Source organism: Methylobacterium sp. Leaf118 (assembly GCF_920984675.1).
Lineage (GTDB): Bacteria > Pseudomonadota > Alphaproteobacteria > Rhizobiales > Beijerinckiaceae > Methylobacterium.
Window position 1 is genome coordinate 26,513 of the sequence record NZ_CAKLBV010000017.1, and the last position, 16,003, is coordinate 42,515.

The window sequence follows — 16,003 nt, forward strand, 5'->3', positions numbered from 1 at the left end:
GCGCTCGTAAGCCTGTCACGAAATCCCTGCCGCCCCGTCGCCGCCCCGGTGGGGACGAGGGGCGGCCGCGCGCTTTCGCGCGGCATCGTGAATCGGACTTGTCTCAGCGGAAGTCCCGCACGGACCCGGCCCAGGCGGCGGCCTTCGGCGCCTGCGGCTCGGCCGGGCCCGGGCGGGCGGCGGGCGCTTCGCCCTCGGCCGGCCGGTCGGTGTCCGCGGAGGCCTCGCCGCGCAGCACGCCGAGGAAGATCGCCAGGACGAGGCCGAGGAGCAACCCGATCAGGCTGCCGATGGCCAGGATCACGACCTTGCTCAGGTTGGTCGGCCGATCGGGCGGGATCGCCGCGCTGATCGCCCGGATGTTGTTGAGGTCCACCTGGGTCTGCTCGGTGAGCTCCCGGGAGCGGACGAGATATTGCGAGAACAGCGTCCGACGCGCCTCCGCCTCCCGCTCCAGCTCGCGCAGCTCGGTGAGCGCCCGGCTGTCGACGAAGGAGGCGCGCGACATCGATTCCACGGTCTTGCGCAGCTCTTCCTCGGTCTGCTTCGCGCGGCGGTAATCGTTGCGGGCCGACTCGGCGATCCGGCGCAGCTCCTGGTCGAGCTGCTCCTGAAGCACCTCGATCTCCCGGCTCGCCGAGGCGAGCTCCGGATGGCGGGGACCCAGGACATTGGCGAGGTTGGCCCGGCGGCGGCGGACCTCGGCGATCTGGCCGCGCAGCTGCACGACGGCCTGGGACTGCACCGACTCGGTCATCCCGTCGAGCTTGCCGCTGAGGGCGCCGGCCTGCTCCATGCGGGCCTGGGCCTCGGTGGTGCGGGCCCGGGCGGTCACGAGCCGGGCGTTGATGTCGCGCAGGCGCAGGTCGCGGGTCAGGCTGCCGTCGGCGCTGACGAGATCGTGCTCGTTCTTGAAGGTCTCGACGCGGTCCTCCGCCGCGCGCACGGCGGCGCGCAGCTCGGCGAGGCGGTTGTCGAGGGAGACGCCCGAGCGCCGGGCGAGATCCGCCCGGGTCTTGCCGGCCTGCTCGGTGTAGATCGTCACGAGGTCGTTGGCGATGCGGGCCGACTTGTCGGCGTCCCGGCTCGCGACGGTCACCTCAATCACGAAGCTCCGCTCCGCCCGGCGCACGGCGACCTTGCGCTCCAGGCTCTGGAGGGCGCTCCGGCGCGGGTCGGGCTCGCGAGGGGGCGACTGCCCGAGAAGCTCTGCGAGGCCGCTGCGCAGCCGGCGCATCAGTCCGGGCGGGTCGCCGATGAATTCGGGATCCCGGTCGAGCCCCTCGCGCGCCACCACGGCCTCGAGCACGCTGCTGGAGCGCAGAACCCGCATCTCGTTCTCGACCGTCGCGACCTGGGCGTCGGCGTTGTCGACGTTGGGCGTCACCTCCCGCTCGACCACGCGCAGGCCGCGGGGATCGATGATGACCTGGGCGGTGGCCATGTAGCGCGGCTCCATCGTGGCGACGAAGAAGCCGCCGCCGAGGGTGCCGAGGATCAGAGCGAGGAGGATGAGCCAGCGCCGCCGGCCGATCATGGCGACAACCTGGGCCGGCGAGACCGAACGCGACTGCCCGGCGCCGCCGAGGCGCCAGTCGAGGGAGGAAATCGGCACGCTTCCGCGCATGGTGACGTGGCTTGTCATTCCACAGACCGGCCCGGGGCCGGCTCCTCTCGGTTCGGTGCTCTCGCGACCACCCTGCCGTCCATCCAAGACATGCCCGGACGGTCTCACCATCCTGCAAGGACGCTGCCGCCCCCGCCGTCCCGTTCGGGGACATCTCGCCGGCCCCGGCCCCGCGCATCCGGTCGGCGAGAGGGCGGGCGCCGGCCCGGATCGGACACCTGTGCCGATCCGGAGCGCCCAAGCCTTCGCGCTAACCGCCCCGGGCCGGCACCGGCGCGAGTGGCAGGGTCGAGCGGCGCATCCGCTCGACCGCGAGGCGGAAGGAGCCGGCTCCGACGGGGGGCGCGGCGAAATCGGCCGGGATGATGCCGGGCCCGGGCGCCGGCGCCGATGCGGCCTCGCGATTGCTCAGGATCGACTGGTCGCTGGCCCGGGCGGGCGCCTCGTAGCGGAAGGGCTCGCTCGCCCAGAAGATGTTTCCGGCAATCCGGTTGTCCCGCGACCGCCCCGGCTCGTTGGTGAGGATCCCGGCCAGAGACGGGTAGCGCCGCCGCCACAGCGCGGACCCGACCGGCATCGCGGCGAGCGCGGCGCGGATCTCGGAGGCCGGATCGGCGACGGACGGCGCGGCCCAGGTCAGCCCGCGCGCATCGATATGGACCGCCGGGCTCGACTGCACGAAGACGTTGCCGGACACGATGTTGTCGCGCCCGCCGCCGATGAAGACCGGCTGATCGACCCGGACGAACAGGTTGCCCTCGACGGTCAGCCCGCTCGCCATGTCGTCGAGATAGACGCCCTTGACCTCGCGGCCCGGCCGGGTCCGGATGTCGTGCAGGAAGTTGCCGCGGATCGTCGATCCCCGCGCGGTCCAGTCCCGCCCTGCATAGATCGCGCCGTTGTCGGTGGCTCCGTCGAGCAGGCGGGTGATCTCGTTGTCGGCGACCAGATGGTCGTTGCCGCGCAGGTAGACCGCGTAATCGATCGCGTCGTGCACGTAGTTGCCGATGACCCGGGCGCCGACCCCGTCGAGCTCCACCGCGGGGCTCTGAGTGTGCGAGAGCCGGGCGTGCCGTGTGATCCGGCTGTCGCGCAGGAACAAGCCGCCCGGCGTCAGGGTCGCCCGGTCCCCGGAGACGAGGCGCACGGCCCCGAAGCCGGTATCGGCGATGGCACAGCGTTCCAACCCGCCGCCCTGGACGTTCTCGAACACCGCCGCGCGCAGACCCGCCCAGGCAAGCGCGCTGTTGCGCACGATCACGTCGCCGCCGCCCGTGGCCGCCAGCAGATCGCCGCGGGTCCGTTCGAGCCGCAGGGTCTCGATGCGCAGGTGAGAGACGCGGTCGAGGACCAGGAGGGTGTTGGTGATCGAGACCTCGATGGCGCCCGCCCCGTCGCGGGGCCAGACCAGCAGGAGGTTGCGCGCCCCGTCCCGCCACCACTCGCCCGGCGCGTCGAGCTCCGCGAGGGCGTGGACGATGCGGGCCCGGGCGATCCCGCGCAGGCCGTCATAGGGTTGGGCGGCGAGCCGCGGAAGCGCGGGCCCCGTCGCAGGGACGTTGGCCGAGATCGTCTCGAACAGCCAGCCCCAGCTCCAGTAGCCCTCGGCCCAGAGATCCGGCTCCCCGCGCCACGCGTCCGGCTGCGACCCCTCGATCCGGATGGTCGGCCCGGCCCCGCCGAGGGCGGTGACGGCCGGGCCCGGTGCCACGGGGGCGAGGCCGTCGTTCGGCCAGCGGGCGGGGACGAGGGCGCCCCGGTCGTCGAACACCTCGAAGGTGAGCGGCAGCGGCGGCGGACCGAGCCGGCGCGGCGGACGGATCCGCGGGCGCGCGGCGAGACTCGCCGGAAGCCGGAAGGCCCGGACCTTGGCCCGGGCGGCGGCGGGAAGCCTCGCCGCGAGGTCCGGCGGCAGGCCGACGCGCTCGAGCGGCACGCTGCCGACCACCCGGCTCGTGCCGTCGGGGCTTCCGCGTAGCACCAGGGGGGCGGAGGGCGTGCCGCCATGTTCGGCGCCGATCCGGACCTCGGCCCCGACCCGGTGCAGGCCCGGCGCCAGTTCGATCGCCACCGGGCGGTCCGGATTCCGGGCGCGCAGGGCGGCGGCCGCGTCGACCGCCTGCTGCAGGGTCATCGGCGGGCGTACATGAATCACCTGTTCCGCGGCGGCCGCGGCCTCGCCCGCCAGCAGGTTCGCCGCCCCGAGACACAGGAGCGCCCCGAGGCCCGCGGCCCGCGGCCGCGCGGCGCGGCGGGGCCGGTTCGGGGCGTCCGGTGTCGAACGGGGCGTTGGCATCGGCGTCAGGCCCGGACTCCCGACAGGAGCGGATGCAGGCCGTCGAGATAGCCCTGCACCGCCACCTCGGGGGTGAAGTGGGGCAGGGCCCGGGCGGCGGCCGCGCGCAGGGCGGTGCGGCGCGGCGCGTCGTCGAGGAGCGCGAGCGCCGTCTCCGTCCAGATCTCGGGCACGAGTTCGTGAACCGCGCCGCTTCCATGGGCGGCCAGCAGGTCGCGGGCGATGCCCGAATGGGGCGAGGCCAGAACCGGCGTCCCGCTCTGGAGTGCCTCGTGCACCACGATGCCCCAGACGTCGCCCCGGCTCGGGAACAGGAACAGCCGGGCGGAGGCGTAGACCGCCGGCAGCGCGTCCTGGCCGAGATAGCCGTCGAACTGCGCGTCGATCCCCGCGCTGGCGAAACGGGCCGTCATCTCGGCCCGCAGGGGGCCGTCGCCCGCGACCCGCACCCGCAGGCGCCGGCCGCGGGCCAGAGCGCCGAGCACGACATCGGTGAAGAAGCGGGCGCCCTTCACCTCCTCGTTGAGGATGCCGCAGAACAGGAGATCGTAGGGGCGGGCGTCGTCCGGCGGCGGGGGGGCGGCCGGCGTCCAGGCCGGGAAGAGGGGGCTCGCCGAGAACCGCTCCGGCGGCAGGCCGTAGAGGGCGAGGAGCCGGGCGCTGCCCGGGCTCGGCCCGATCCCGCCGCGGGCGCCCGCGACGATGGCCCGCCGCAGCCAGCGGTGGGGCGCGGAGCGCTGGCCCGGATCGGTCTCCGGGACGCCGTCGGTGCGGATCAGATAGGGGATGCGCCGCATCCGCGCGACGGCGGAGGCCATCAGCATCGTCGGCGAGAAATCGTTGAGCACGAGCGCGGCGGGATCCAGCGCGGCGAGCCGCGTCACCACCGCGGGATTGACGTAGAGGTTGCGCACCGCGTCCCGGTGCCAGCGCAGGCCCGGCAGCACCTCGTGCCGGAACAGGCGCGGGGCGTCGACCACCCATTGCCGCGCGGCTTCCCGCGGCGTGCAGGACAGGACGTGCAGCGGCCGCTCGAGGCGTTCGGCCAGCCGCTCGTAGAGCCGATGGGTGTAGGGCGCGAGCGCCCCCGTCACGACGACGACGGGCCGCCGCGCGCGCGCCTGCGCGGCCACCGGCACGGGTTCAGGCCGTCCCATCAATCCGCCTCCTCAATCGGCCGCGGCCCATGAGGGCCTCCAGTTCGAACAGCGACCAGTGCGGCTCGACCACGTGGCGCGGCATCAGCAGGAGGTCCCCCGCGCTCCGGGTATGGCCGCGCCGCGTTGTGAAGAAGGTCCGGTAGCCGGCCTCCCGCGCCAGGCCGGTGTCGCGCGCGACGTCGAAATCGTGCCCGGCGACGCCCCACGGACAGGCGAAATGGTCGATCGGCCGGCCCGCCAGCGCGGACAATGCCTGACGCGAGCGGGTCATCTCGGCGGCGACCGTCTCGCCCGGGATCGTGCTCAGCCGGACGTGCCGGGCCCCGTGCGAGCCGATCTGGAGACCCGCCGCCAGCCAGGAGGCGACGTCGGCGCGGGTCATGTAGAGGCGCTCGCCCTCCGCCTGGGGCGGCGCGTCGAGCCAGTCGCTGACGAGGAAGACGATCCCCGGGATGCCGAGCGCCCGCAGTACCGGCATCGCCACGTCGTGGGTGTCGGCGTAGCCGTCGTCGAAGGTGACGAGGAAGGCCCGGTCGCGGGGCGGCCAGCCCGAGGCCAGTCGCGCGCAGGCGGTGTCGGCGTCGAGGAAGTCACCGAAGCGCCCGAAATGGCGCAGCTGGTCGGCGAAGCGCTCCTGCAGGGCGGGCGGCACCTGATGGTAGCAGAGGGTATAGAGGCCCGGCTCCGCATGGGCGATCGAGCGCAGCAGCGCGCCGCCCCGAAGGGCCAGGGCACGCAGTGCCGGCGTGTCGCGCAAGGTGCTTTTGACCCAGTGATACATGCCTGCCTCGCCGCCCTATCCTTTTATAGTTTGTCTTAAGCGCTCGATGTACCCCTCTGAGAGCCCCGGCTGTTATATTGGTTAATCAGAGGGTTAGATTTTTAGGATTGGCTGTCGGCCGCGCCGCTATGATGCCCGGCCTGTACTTTGCAGAAGGCTTCACGAAGTCATGGTTTTGTCCCCTGTCGGGACAGGCAGCGGGATGCGGTGCTCATGGTGGGTCATCGGACGAGCGCGGCGGCCGGAGACGATCCCGGATGGGACAGGCCCGCCCGGCATCGGTGCGGTGTCTGAGCCGGATTGACGGCGGTCGCGCTGCCGCGGCCGCCCGGACGAACGACTTGCCTGGCCGCTTCCCGGCTCCTTGGACCCCGTTTCCATCAGAAAGCTTTCGATGCAGGACCTCGTGCACGACGCCCCGCCCGATACCGGGCAAGACGCCGCCCCGCTCGCCGGACGCCTGCGCCAGCGCGCCGCCCGATTCCTGAGGCGCCCACCGACCGCGCTGGTCTCCCTGGCGGACCAGGGGATCGTCAGCGGGTTCGGCTTCCTCAGCGGCATCGCCGCCGCCCGCCTGCTCGGCATCGTCGAGTTCGGCCATTTCGCGCTGATCCTGATCGTGATCTCGTTCGCGCAGGGGCTGCACAACGCGCTGATCACCGCCCCGATGATGACGCTGGCCGGCTCCCGGGGCGCCCTCTCGCGGCTCTACGGGGCCAACATCCTGGTCGCCGCCCTCCTGCTCTCGGCCCCGGGGGCGGCCTTCGTGGTGTTCGCCCTCACGGTCAGCGGTCAGCTGACGGTCGGGGCCCTGTTCTCGGCCTGCGCGCTGATGCTGTCGCAGAACCTTCAATTCACCCTGCGCCGGCTCCTGTTCGCCCGGGGCCGGGGGATGCGGGCGCTCGGCATGGATCTCGTGCGGGCGGTGAGCTTCCCCCTCGCGGCGGGCCTCGTCTGGCTGGAACACGGCACCGTGGGCGTCAACGGCTACGTCTGGATGCTGGCGATCACCTCGCTCCTCACCAGCCTGCCCTTCGCCCTGGCGGTGGGCCGCCCGCTCCTGCGCGGCACCGGGATGGTGCATCTCGGCGCGATGAGCCGGCGCCACGCCCCCATCGCCCGCTGGCTGCTGCCGATCGTGTTCGTCACCTTCGCCCAGGAACAGCTCGTGTGGATGGTCGCCGGCTCCTGGCTCGGCCTCGACGCCCTCGGCGGTCTGCGGGCGGCGCAGTACCTCGTCGGCACCGTCGCGCTCCTGCTCAGCGCCACCGAGAACGTGCTGCCGGTCCGGGCGGCCCGGGCCCATTCCGAGGGCGGCGAGGACGCCCTGCGGCGCTACCTGCTCCAGGCCGGCATCCGGCTCGGGGCGCCGATCATGACGATCCTCGTGGTTTTGGCTGGGCCGGCCGAGCTATGGTTGACCCTGATCTTCGGGCCGGACTACGCGGCCTATGCGGCCTGCCTGCGCATCCTCGCGGTCGGCGTCGGGGTGATCCTGGTGCGGGATCTGGCGGCGCATTACTTCCGGGCCAAGCAGAACACCCGGGTGATCTTCGAATCCCTCGGCGTCAGCATGGTCGTCTCGCTGGCCGTGGTGGTGCCGCTGATGCACCATGGCGGGGTCGCGGGGGCGGCGGCCGCGGTCACCGCGGGCCATGCCGCGTCGCTGATCTATCTTCTGGTGGCGATGCGCCTGCAATCCCGCCCGATGCCGACCCCGCTCGCCCGGGCGCGCTGACGCGATCCACGGCCGGGAGTCGTCCCCGGCCGGGGACGGGCCCATATCGGGGGCGCGCCGGACGACGTCCGACCTGGCGCGCCGCGACCCCGACCCGAGCCAGCGAGCCCCCCATGCCCGATTCCTCCGAGCGCGCCTTCATCCCCCTCTCGATCGCCGTGCTGACGGTGTCCGACACCCGGGTTCTCGCCGACGACCGCTCCGGCGACGTGCTGGCCGGGCGGGTGACCGAGGCCGGGCACCGGCTCGTTGAGCGGGACATCGTGCCGGACGAGGTCGGCGCCATTCGGGAGAAGGTGGAGGGCTGGATCGCCGATCCGGGCGTCGACGTGGTCATCACCACCGGCGGCACCGGCTTCACCGGGCGCGACGTGACGCCGGAGGCCCTGGAGCCGCTGTTCGAGAAGCGGATGGACGGCTTCTCCGCGGTGTTCCACCGGATCAGCTACGACAAGATCGGCACCTCGACCCTGCAATCGCGGGCGACGGCGGGCGTGGCCGGCGCGACCTACGTCTTCGTGCTTCCGGGCTCCCCCGGGGCCTGCAAGGACGCCTGGGACGGGATCCTCGTCAGCCAGCTCGATTATCGGCACCGGCCCTGCAACTTCGTCGAGATCATGCCGCGCCTCGACGAGCACCTGCGCCGGGGCGCCCCGGCCAAGCCTTGAAAGTTGCCCGGCCTGGGGGCTTTGCGGGAAAATTCCTGTTGCGGCGCAACGACAAAGGGCCGTCGGCGAGGCGGAACCCCGGCCACAGCCGCCGGTTGGTGCTCCAGTCGCGTTTGATAGAACGACACCTTACCGGGAGACGCCCCATGAAATGTTCGATCGGCCTTGCGGCCGCGCTCCTTGTCGGCGCTGCGGCCATGGCCACGCCCGCTCTGGCGCAGCAGGGCGCCAATACCACGCAGATGACCGGCTCCAACGCCACCGGAGTCCAGCCCGAGGGCAGCATGTCCGGCAGCAAGATGTCCGGCAGCGGCGCGATGAAGTCCAAGAAGATGAAATCGAAGAAGAACCGCATGTAGCGGTCGGCACGCTTCGTGTCGGGGGCGCCGTAAGGCGCCCTTTTTCGTGTTTGGCCGGCAGGCCCGGCCTTTTGGCGTATCGTGCGATGTCTTTGCGGAGTGTCTTGCGCGTGGCGTCCCGTTTCCCTCGTCAGATCGCCCGGGTGCTGCTGGCCCTCCTCGCCCTGGTCTGGTCCGGAGGCGCAGAGGTCGCCGCGGCCTCCGGGATCGACGCCCGGGCGCGGGCCTGGGTCGCCGAGGTGGTGAGCCGCATCGGCACGGCCGATCGGGCGGCCCGGGCCGCGGCCGGCCGAGGCGGGCGGGTGACGATCCGGGTTCGGATCGGGGCCGACGGGCGCCTCGACGACCTCGCGGTGGAGGAGGGGCCCGCGGCCCTCGGCGAACGCGCCCGCCGGGCGGCCCAGGCCGCCGGGCCGTTCGCGCCGCCTCCGCCCGGGCTTCTCACGCTGGAGGGATACACCGAGCTGAGTTTCCCGTTGACCCTGCGATAGAGCACCGACCCGAGAGGGGGCGGACGGCGCTCGGGACACGCCGATGCGTCCGGAAGACCCGCGCATCGGCAAGGGACAGAGCCGGCCTCCGGAGCACCCGGGGCCGCGCGGGAGGACGATGATGACGGACATCCCCGAGGCCGAACGCGCCGCGCGCGCCCTCGCCGAGCGGGTCTACGCGGCCTACGCCCAGCGGACGCGCGGGCCGACCCCTCCGCAACTGGAGCAGTTCCTCCTGACCCGCCTCGTGGCAGCGATCCGCCCGACGATGGGATCGGGCGAGGTGACGGGCGCCGTCAATCGCGCCCTCGAATCTTGGGAGCAGAGCCAGGGACAGGGCGGCGGACCGCGTTTCGCCCAGGTCGGCGAGGCCGAGGAGGCGCTGCGCCTCGCCTGATCGGTCAGCCGCGGTCGAGCCGCGCCGACAGGACCCGCACCGTCAGGCGCGGCGAGAACGGCAGGCCGGACAGGACCGCTGCCCGGCGCACCACGTCGCCGGCTCGCGGCTGGGCCGCTCCCAGCACCCGCTCGCTCCGGGCGGCGAGCCGGGTCGGCAGGCGGGCATGGGGCCGGCGCATCCGGCCGAGTCCGACATCCGGCCGGGCGGTGCCGACGAAGCGGTCGAGGCTGCGGATCCAGCCCTCCGAGGGAATGTCGCCGGGCTCCAGGCAGAGCAGCCAGTCGCGCCGCGCGGCCCGGGCCCCCGCGCTCCACGGATTCGTGCCGGCCTGCCGCAGCACGAGGCGCGCCCCGCTGCCTTCGGCGATCGTCTCCAGGGCCTCGCTCGCCGCCCCCGCCACGATCACGGCATCGCCCATGAGCCCCGCCGCCACGCCTGCGACGAGCGCACTCAGCGTGTCGGCGAGGCCCTCGACCATCGCCGGATCGGCGGGCCGGGCCACGTGGATCAGGCCGGAAATCATGATCGGGGGTCGGTCCTGCTCACGCACAAAGGGTTTTGCGGGGTCTAGGCCATGTCGCGCCGGCAGGCGACGGGCTTGAAAACCCGAGGCTGCGCGAATCTTGGGCATGTACGAAGTTTTTGTTCATGATATGTTCCTTTCGCAGCAAGGCGAGGGGCCGTCTGGATGAGGGGCATGCCGGGAACGACCGGACCGGGGGCGGGACTCGCCGGAAGCGGCGTCGCCGCAGACAGGCGGCGTGGGCGCGGCGCGACGGCCAACCCGGACGGGCGCTTCGAGGCCACCCGCCGCGAGGCCTTCGACGACGGCTGGACACCGGACGCCCCGGCGCCCCTGCGCAACCAGGTGTCCCTCGAGCGCGCCCGCACCATCATCACCCGCAACGCCTCGCCCGACATCTCCTTCGACCGCTCGATCAATCCCTATCGCGGCTGCGAGCACGGCTGCATCTACTGCTTCGCGCGGCCCAATCACGCCTATGCCGGCCTCTCGCCGGGGCTCGATTTCGAGACGAAGCTGTTCGCCAAGCCCGACGCGGCCGCGCTGCTCGAGCACGAACTGGCGGCGCCCGGCTACCGGCCGCGCACCATCGCGCTCGGCACCGCGACCGATCCCTACCAGCCGATCGAGCGGGAGCACCGGATCACCCGGGCGGTGCTGGCGGTGCTCGCCCGCCTCCGCCATCCGGTCGGCATCGTCACGAAATCGAACCTGATCCTGCGCGACCGCGACCTCCTGGGCGAGATGGCCACGCACGACCTCGTCAAGGTGGCGATCTCGGTCACCACCCTCGATCCGGTCCTCGCCCGCCGGATGGAGCCGCGCGCCCCCCACCCGGCCAAGCGCCTGGAGGCGATCCGTACCCTGAGCGCAGCGGGCGTGCCGGTCATGGCGATCGTGGCGCCGATCATCCCCTCTCTCAACGACCACGAGATCGAGGCGATCCTCGAGGCGGTGCGGGCGGCCGGCGCCCGGGAGGCCAGCTACGTGCTGCTGCGCCTGCCGCACGAACTCGACGATCTCGTCGGCGACTGGCTGTCGGAGCATTATCCCGGGCGGCGGGCGCACATCTTCTCGCTGCTGAGCGGGGCCCGCGGCGGCAAGGCCTATGATTCCGCCTTCGGCACCCGCATGATCGGCCGCGGCCCCTATGCCGACCTGATCCGAAGCCGCTTCGCGCTCGCCAAGCGGCGGCTCGGTTTCCCGGAGGAGCCGCTGCGCCAGAGGACGGACCTGTTCCGTCCGCCGCCCCGGGCCGGGGAGCAATTGGCTTTGTTTTGAGCGGGACTGCCGCTCACCCGGGAAACCGCCCCGTAAAACTCACCCGATGGTGTGGGCTGCGCCCCTGGGCCGAGAGACCGGCGAGGTGCGCCGCGGTGCCGTAGCCGGCGTTGCGCTCCCAGGCATAGGCCGGGTGGCGGATCGCCAGCCGCCGCATCAGGTCGTCGCGAAAAGTCTTGGCGACGATCGAGGCGGCGGCGATCTGTGGCACGAGCCGGTCGCCGCCGATCACCGGGCGGCAGGGCTGGGCGAGCCCGGGGATCGCGTCGCGCCCATCCACCAGCACCGGTCCGGGAAGGCCCAGGCGCAGCACCGCCCGGCGCATGGCGTCGAGGGTGGCGGCGCGCACGTTGACCCGGTCGACGAGCGCCCGGGAGCCCGCCGCCAGGGCGACCCGGGCATGGGTCCGGATCTGCGGGGTCAGCGCCGCGCGGGCGGCGCGGTCGAGCCGCTTGCTGTCGTCGAGGCGGGCGAGGAGTTCGGCCGGGAAGGCGAGGGGGTCGAACCACACGGCGGCGACCATCACCGGCCCGCACAGGGCGCCGCGCCCCACCTCGTCGCAGCCGATCACGGCCGGGTAGGTCGCAGCGAGCGCGGGATCGAACGGACGCATCGGGATCGGGCCGGACTGGGAGTCGGGGGCGGACCCTCGCATCCCGGCCGCCCGCGGTCATCCCAGGGGCGGTGAAAAAGCGCTCAGCCCGGCCCGGCGAGGGCCGCCGCGTCGAGGTCGTCCGGCGCCCGCGTGAGCGGGCCGACGGCATGCGCCAGCGCGATGTTCTCGTAGAACTGGCGCGCGCTCTCCGCCCAGGTGTAGCGCAGGGCCTCCGCCCGGCAGCGCGCCCGCGGCACGGCGAGCGCGGCCAGCGCCGCCGCGCGCAGGTCCGGATCGAGGGCGCCCGCGCCGGTGCCGCCGATCACGTCGAGGGGGCCGGTGACCGGGTAGGCCGCCACCGGCAGGCCCGAGGCGAGCGCCTCGAGGAGCACGATGCCGAAGGTGTCGGTCAGGCTGGGGAACACGAAGGCGTCGGCGCTGGCATAGACCTGGGCCAGCGCCTCGCCGGTGAGGGCGCCGAGGAAATGCGCGTCCGGCGCCAGGGCCTGGAGGCGGGCGCGGTCCGGCCCGTCGCCGACGACGACCTTCGAGCCCGGCAGGTCGAGGCCGAGGAAGGCCGAGAGGTTCTTCTCCACGGCGAGCCGCCCGACCGAGAGGAAGATCGGCCGGGGCAGGCCCGGCAGCGCGTCCCCGTCGCGGGGGCGGAACAGCGCGGTGTCGACCCCGCGGGTCCAGCGCATCAGCCCGGTGAAGCCCCGCCCGGCCAGCTCGCGCTCGAGGGAGGGCGTGCTGACCATGGTGCCGCTGCCCGCCGCGTGGAAGCGGCGCAGCCACGCGTAGCTCCAGGCCTGCGGCACGGGCGCCCGGGCAGCGAGGTACTCGGGGAAGCGGGTGTGGTAGCTCGTGGTGAAGGCCTGCCCCCGCCGCAGGCAGGCGGCGCGCACCGCGTGGCCGATCGGGCCCTCGGTGGCGATGTGGACATGGCTGGGGGCGAGCCGGTCCCAGCGGGCCAGCACGCCCCGCCGGGTCACGAGGGAGAGCCGGATCTCGGGATAGCCCGGCATCGGCAGGGCCGGGAAATCGGCGGGCGTGAGCAGCACCGGCCTGATTCCGAGCCGTGTCCCGGCCTCGGCCATGCGCTCGATCGAGCGGACGACGCCGTTGACCTGGGGGTGCCACGCGTCGGTGGCGATGAGCAGCCTCACGGGATGGCCTTCGGCACGGGTCAGGCGACGGCGCGCGAGATGTCGGCGGGCTCGAAGGCCTCCGCCGCCCGGCGCTCCCGCAGCAGGGTCGGATAGTGCAGGACCTCCATCCGGCCGTCGTAATGCTCGACGATGCCGGTGCAGGATTCCACCCAGTCGCCGGTGTTGAGGTAGGTCAGGCCGTCGATCTGGCGGTTCGCGGCATGGTGGATGTGGCCGCAGATCACCCCGTCCGCCCCCTGGCGCTTCGCTTCCGCGGCGAGGAAGGTCTCGAACTGCCCGATGAAGTTGACCGCGTTCTTCACCTTCAGCTTGGCCCAGGCCGAGAGCGACCAGTAGGGCATCCCGAGGCGGCGGCGCACCCGGTTGACGACGGTGTTGACGGAGAGCGCCGCGGTGTAGGCCCCGTCGCCCAGATGCGCGAGCCATTTCGAGTGGCGCACCACCATGTCGAACTGGTCGCCGTGGATGACGAGGTAGCGCCGGCCGTCCGCCGCCTCGTGGATCCGGCTCTCGGCGATCTCGACGCCGCCGAAGGTCATGCCGTTATAGTCGCGCAGGAACTCGTCGTGGTTGCCCGGCACGTAGACGACGTGGGCGCCTTTGCGCACCTTGCGCAGCATCTTCTGCACCACGTCGTTGTGAGCCTGCGGCCAGTACCAGCCGGACCGCAACTGCCAGCCATCGACGATGTCGCCGACGAGGTAGATCGTGTCGGCATCGACCTCGCGCAGGAAGTCGAGCAGCAGCGCCGCTTGGCTGCCCCTGGTGCCGAGATGCAGGTCGGACAAGAACAGCGTCCGCACACGGATGGTCGATTCCGGATCCTGGGACACTTTGCGCCTCCGGTCCTCGCAACGGGCCGAGCCAAACCGGATTCCGATCTCAGTTTGATGACGGGCCCGGGCTCGTGTCCGGCGCGAGCGGGATTTGCGAAGACGAGAGACCGAGAGGTCCCTCCCGCGCGTGAACAGCCTCCCGCGCGTGAACAGAACGGGCCCTGCGGCGAGCCGGCTCGTCGCGCACGCCTTGCCTGCGGGGCGCGCATACGAAAATCTTTTTGTTTTTCAGTTCAGTTTTTTCGGTTTTGCATCCAGCGCCGGGGAGCGCATAACGGCCGCCAAGGTCATCTGCCGCGCGTGGCCCTCGGGGCTTGCGCGGAGCGTCCGCAGAGACGCAGGATGGACGGAACGGGATGGGGACGCCGACGACAATCAGCGGGAGCGCGCTTGAATGCGCTGCGAGGCTGACGCATCGAGGGCTCGGTTCATTGGAGGCGACCGGCGTGACTGCACGCGCCGCGACGCGGGCGGCCTGACAGCCGCTTCGCCGCTCCGGACCGATCGACGATCCGACATCGCAGGGGGCACGGCCCCGGCCGGCGGACGCTTCGCGCGCCGGCCGACATGACGACGTTTCGCGGCGGGCGCTTGCCCGTCTTTGACAGAACAGGCGGGCGCGCGGCCGAAGGCCGGCCCCGCACCATGTGAGCGGAGGAGACATTCATGGCGGCAACGAGACGTCCGGGACGCAACCACCTGTTCGTTCCCGGCCCGACCAACATCCCGGACCGGGTTCAGCGGGCGATGGTCGTGCCGTCCGAGGATCACCGCTCGGTCGACTTCCCGAAGCTGACGAAGCCGCTGTTCGAGGACACCAAGAAGGTGTTCGGCTCGACCGACGGCACCATCATCCTGTTCCCGGCTTCCGGCACCGGTATCTGGGAATCGGCGCTGACGAATACGCTGGCGCGCACCAACAAGGTGCTGACCTCGCGCTTCGGCCAGTTCAGCCATCTCTGGATCGACATGGCCCAGCGCATCGGCCTCGACGTCATCGTCCAGGAAGAGGAGTGGGGCACCGGCGCCGATCCGGACAAGATCGAGCAGGCCCTGCGCGAGGACAAGAATCACGAGATCAAGGCCGTGATGGTGGTCCATAACGAGACCGCCACGGGCGTCACCTCCAACATCGGCGCGGTGCGCAAGGCGATCGACGCCGCCGGTCACCCGGCCCTGCTGTTCGTCGACGGCGTCTCCTCGATCGCCTCGCTGCCGTTCAAGATGGACGAGTGGAAGGTCGACTGCGCCATCGCCGGTTCCCAGAAGGGCCTGATGCTGCCCGCCGGTCTCGGCGTGATCTGCATCAGCCCGAAGGCGCTCAAGGCCTCCGAGGCCCTGCGCGGCAACAACGACCGTCTCGCCCATGTCTACTTCGACTGGCAAGACATGCTGAAGCAGAACCCGGCCGGCTACTTCCCCTACACCCCGTCGGTCCCGCTGCTCTACGGCCTGCGCGAGGCCCTGGCCTGCCTGTTCGAGGAAGGGCTGGAGAACGTCTATCACCGCCACCACGTGCTCGGCGAGGCGACCCGCCAGGCCGTCGCGGCCTGGGGTCTCAAGACCTGCGCCAAGGACCCGAAGTGGAACTCGGACACCGTCACCGCCATCCTGGTGCCGGAGGGCGTCGACGGCGCCAAGATCATCAAGCACGCCTATGAGCGCTACAACCTCGCCCTCGGCGCCGGCCTCTCGCAGGTCGCCGGCAAGGTGTTCCGCATCGGCCATGTCGGCGATCTCAACGAGCTGTCCCTGCTCGGCGCGATCGCGGGCGCGGAGATGTCGCTCCTCGACAACGGCGTGACGGTGACCCCGGGCTCCGGCGTGGCCGCAGCCTCCAGCTACCTGCGCGAGAACCCGCTCGCCAAGGCCTGAACGCAAGGCCTAAGCGTCGAAGCGTGAATAATCGAGGCGGCGCCGGTTCCAACGGCGCCGCTTCGCCTAAGTAAGAGGGCCTCGCACGACGCCCGACGGTGCCCACAGGGCGACACCGGCGGAGTGCGGGAGACAGAACAGGCCTGGGTTGAGGAAACCGCGGGTGTCCCTCACGAAACGCCCGCGCCGCCGGCGCGGGAACGG

The 16,003-nt window shown here is 72.2% G+C and carries 15 protein-coding genes; 7 read left to right on the forward strand and 8 right to left on the reverse strand.

What is annotated here, in order from left to right; translation table 11 throughout:
• Positions 1–103 precede the first annotated feature (103 nt).
• The 4 genes from LW587_RS09655 to LW587_RS09670 form a co-directional block, all read right to left on the reverse strand.
• Positions 104–1,627, reverse strand: coding sequence for a GumC family protein (locus LW587_RS09655; protein WP_232629376.1), 1,524 nt, complete (start codon positions 1,625–1,627; stop codon positions 104–106).
• A 250-nt stretch (positions 1,628–1,877) separates the two neighbouring features.
• Complete coding sequence (locus LW587_RS09660; protein WP_232629377.1) at positions 1,878–3,923, reverse strand: right-handed parallel beta-helix repeat-containing protein; 2,046 nt, start codon at positions 3,921–3,923, stop codon at positions 1,878–1,880.
• Positions 3,924–3,928: 5 nt separating this feature from the next.
• On the reverse strand, positions 3,929–5,080 hold the full coding sequence (locus LW587_RS09665; protein WP_232629378.1) for a glycosyltransferase family 4 protein: 1,152 nt from the start codon (positions 5,078–5,080) through the stop codon (positions 3,929–3,931).
• Positions 5,067–5,864, reverse strand: coding sequence for a polysaccharide deacetylase family protein (locus tag LW587_RS09670; RefSeq protein WP_232629379.1), 798 nt, complete (start codon positions 5,862–5,864; stop codon positions 5,067–5,069). Before LW587_RS09670 ends, LW587_RS09665 begins: the two co-directional genes overlap by 14 nt.
• Before the next feature lie 394 nt (positions 5,865–6,258).
• Between LW587_RS09670 and LW587_RS09675 the strand changes: the two genes are divergently transcribed.
• From LW587_RS09675 to LW587_RS09695, 5 genes are all read left to right on the forward strand, one after another.
• A complete protein-coding gene (locus tag LW587_RS09675) occupies positions 6,259–7,602 on the forward strand; it encodes a lipopolysaccharide biosynthesis protein (RefSeq protein ID WP_232629380.1) in 1,344 nt (447 codons plus the stop codon).
• Positions 7,603–7,715: 113 nt separating this feature from the next.
• On the forward strand, positions 7,716–8,270 hold the full coding sequence (gene moaB, locus LW587_RS09680; protein WP_232629381.1) for a molybdenum cofactor biosynthesis protein B: 555 nt from the start codon (positions 7,716–7,718) through the stop codon (positions 8,268–8,270).
• Between the two features lie 146 nt (positions 8,271–8,416).
• The gene (locus LW587_RS09685) at positions 8,417–8,629 is read left to right on the forward strand and encodes a hypothetical protein (protein WP_232629382.1); all 213 of its coding nucleotides are present in this window, start codon (positions 8,417–8,419) and stop codon (positions 8,627–8,629) included.
• A gap of 110 nt (positions 8,630–8,739) precedes the next feature.
• Entirely contained in the window at positions 8,740–9,120 is a 381-nt protein-coding gene (locus LW587_RS09690) for a TonB family protein (RefSeq protein ID WP_232629383.1), read from the forward strand.
• A gap of 121 nt (positions 9,121–9,241) precedes the next feature.
• Positions 9,242–9,517 (forward strand): hypothetical protein, encoded by a 276-nt coding sequence (locus tag LW587_RS09695; protein ID WP_232629384.1) that lies wholly within the window; start codon positions 9,242–9,244, stop codon positions 9,515–9,517.
• A gap of 4 nt (positions 9,518–9,521) precedes the next feature.
• Here LW587_RS09695 and LW587_RS09700 read toward each other — a convergent pair whose 3' ends face one another.
• A complete protein-coding gene (locus LW587_RS09700) occupies positions 9,522–10,043 on the reverse strand; it encodes a hypothetical protein (protein ID WP_232629385.1) in 522 nt (173 codons plus the stop codon).
• Positions 10,044–10,217: 174 nt separating this feature from the next.
• On the opposite strand from LW587_RS09700, the gene LW587_RS09705 reads away from it, so the two are divergent.
• Positions 10,218–11,324: a PA0069 family radical SAM protein gene (locus LW587_RS09705; RefSeq protein ID WP_232629386.1), complete on the forward strand. Its 1,107-nt coding sequence runs from the start codon at positions 10,218–10,220 to the stop codon at positions 11,322–11,324.
• A 13-nt stretch (positions 11,325–11,337) separates the two neighbouring features.
• Here LW587_RS09705 and LW587_RS09710 read toward each other — a convergent pair whose 3' ends face one another.
• The 3 genes from LW587_RS09710 to LW587_RS09720 all read right to left on the reverse strand — a co-directional run bounded on the left by LW587_RS09710 (position 11,338) and on the right by LW587_RS09720 (position 13,921).
• Positions 11,338–11,937 carry a ribonuclease HII gene (locus LW587_RS09710; RefSeq protein WP_232629387.1) on the reverse strand — a complete coding sequence of 200 codons (600 nt, stop codon included), beginning with the start codon at positions 11,935–11,937 and terminating at the stop codon, positions 11,338–11,340.
• An 83-nt stretch (positions 11,938–12,020) separates the two neighbouring features.
• Entirely contained in the window at positions 12,021–13,085 is a 1,065-nt protein-coding gene (locus LW587_RS09715; protein WP_232629388.1) for a glycosyltransferase family 4 protein, read from the reverse strand.
• A 20-nt stretch (positions 13,086–13,105) separates the two neighbouring features.
• The gene (locus LW587_RS09720) at positions 13,106–13,921 is read right to left on the reverse strand and encodes a UDP-2,3-diacylglucosamine diphosphatase (protein WP_232629389.1); all 816 of its coding nucleotides are present in this window, start codon (positions 13,919–13,921) and stop codon (positions 13,106–13,108) included.
• Between the two features lie 669 nt (positions 13,922–14,590).
• Here LW587_RS09720 and LW587_RS09725 point away from each other — a divergent pair.
• Positions 14,591–15,799, forward strand: coding sequence for an aminotransferase class V-fold PLP-dependent enzyme (locus LW587_RS09725; protein ID WP_232629390.1), 1,209 nt, complete (start codon positions 14,591–14,593; stop codon positions 15,797–15,799).
• The last annotated feature ends 204 nt before the right edge of the window (positions 15,800–16,003 follow it).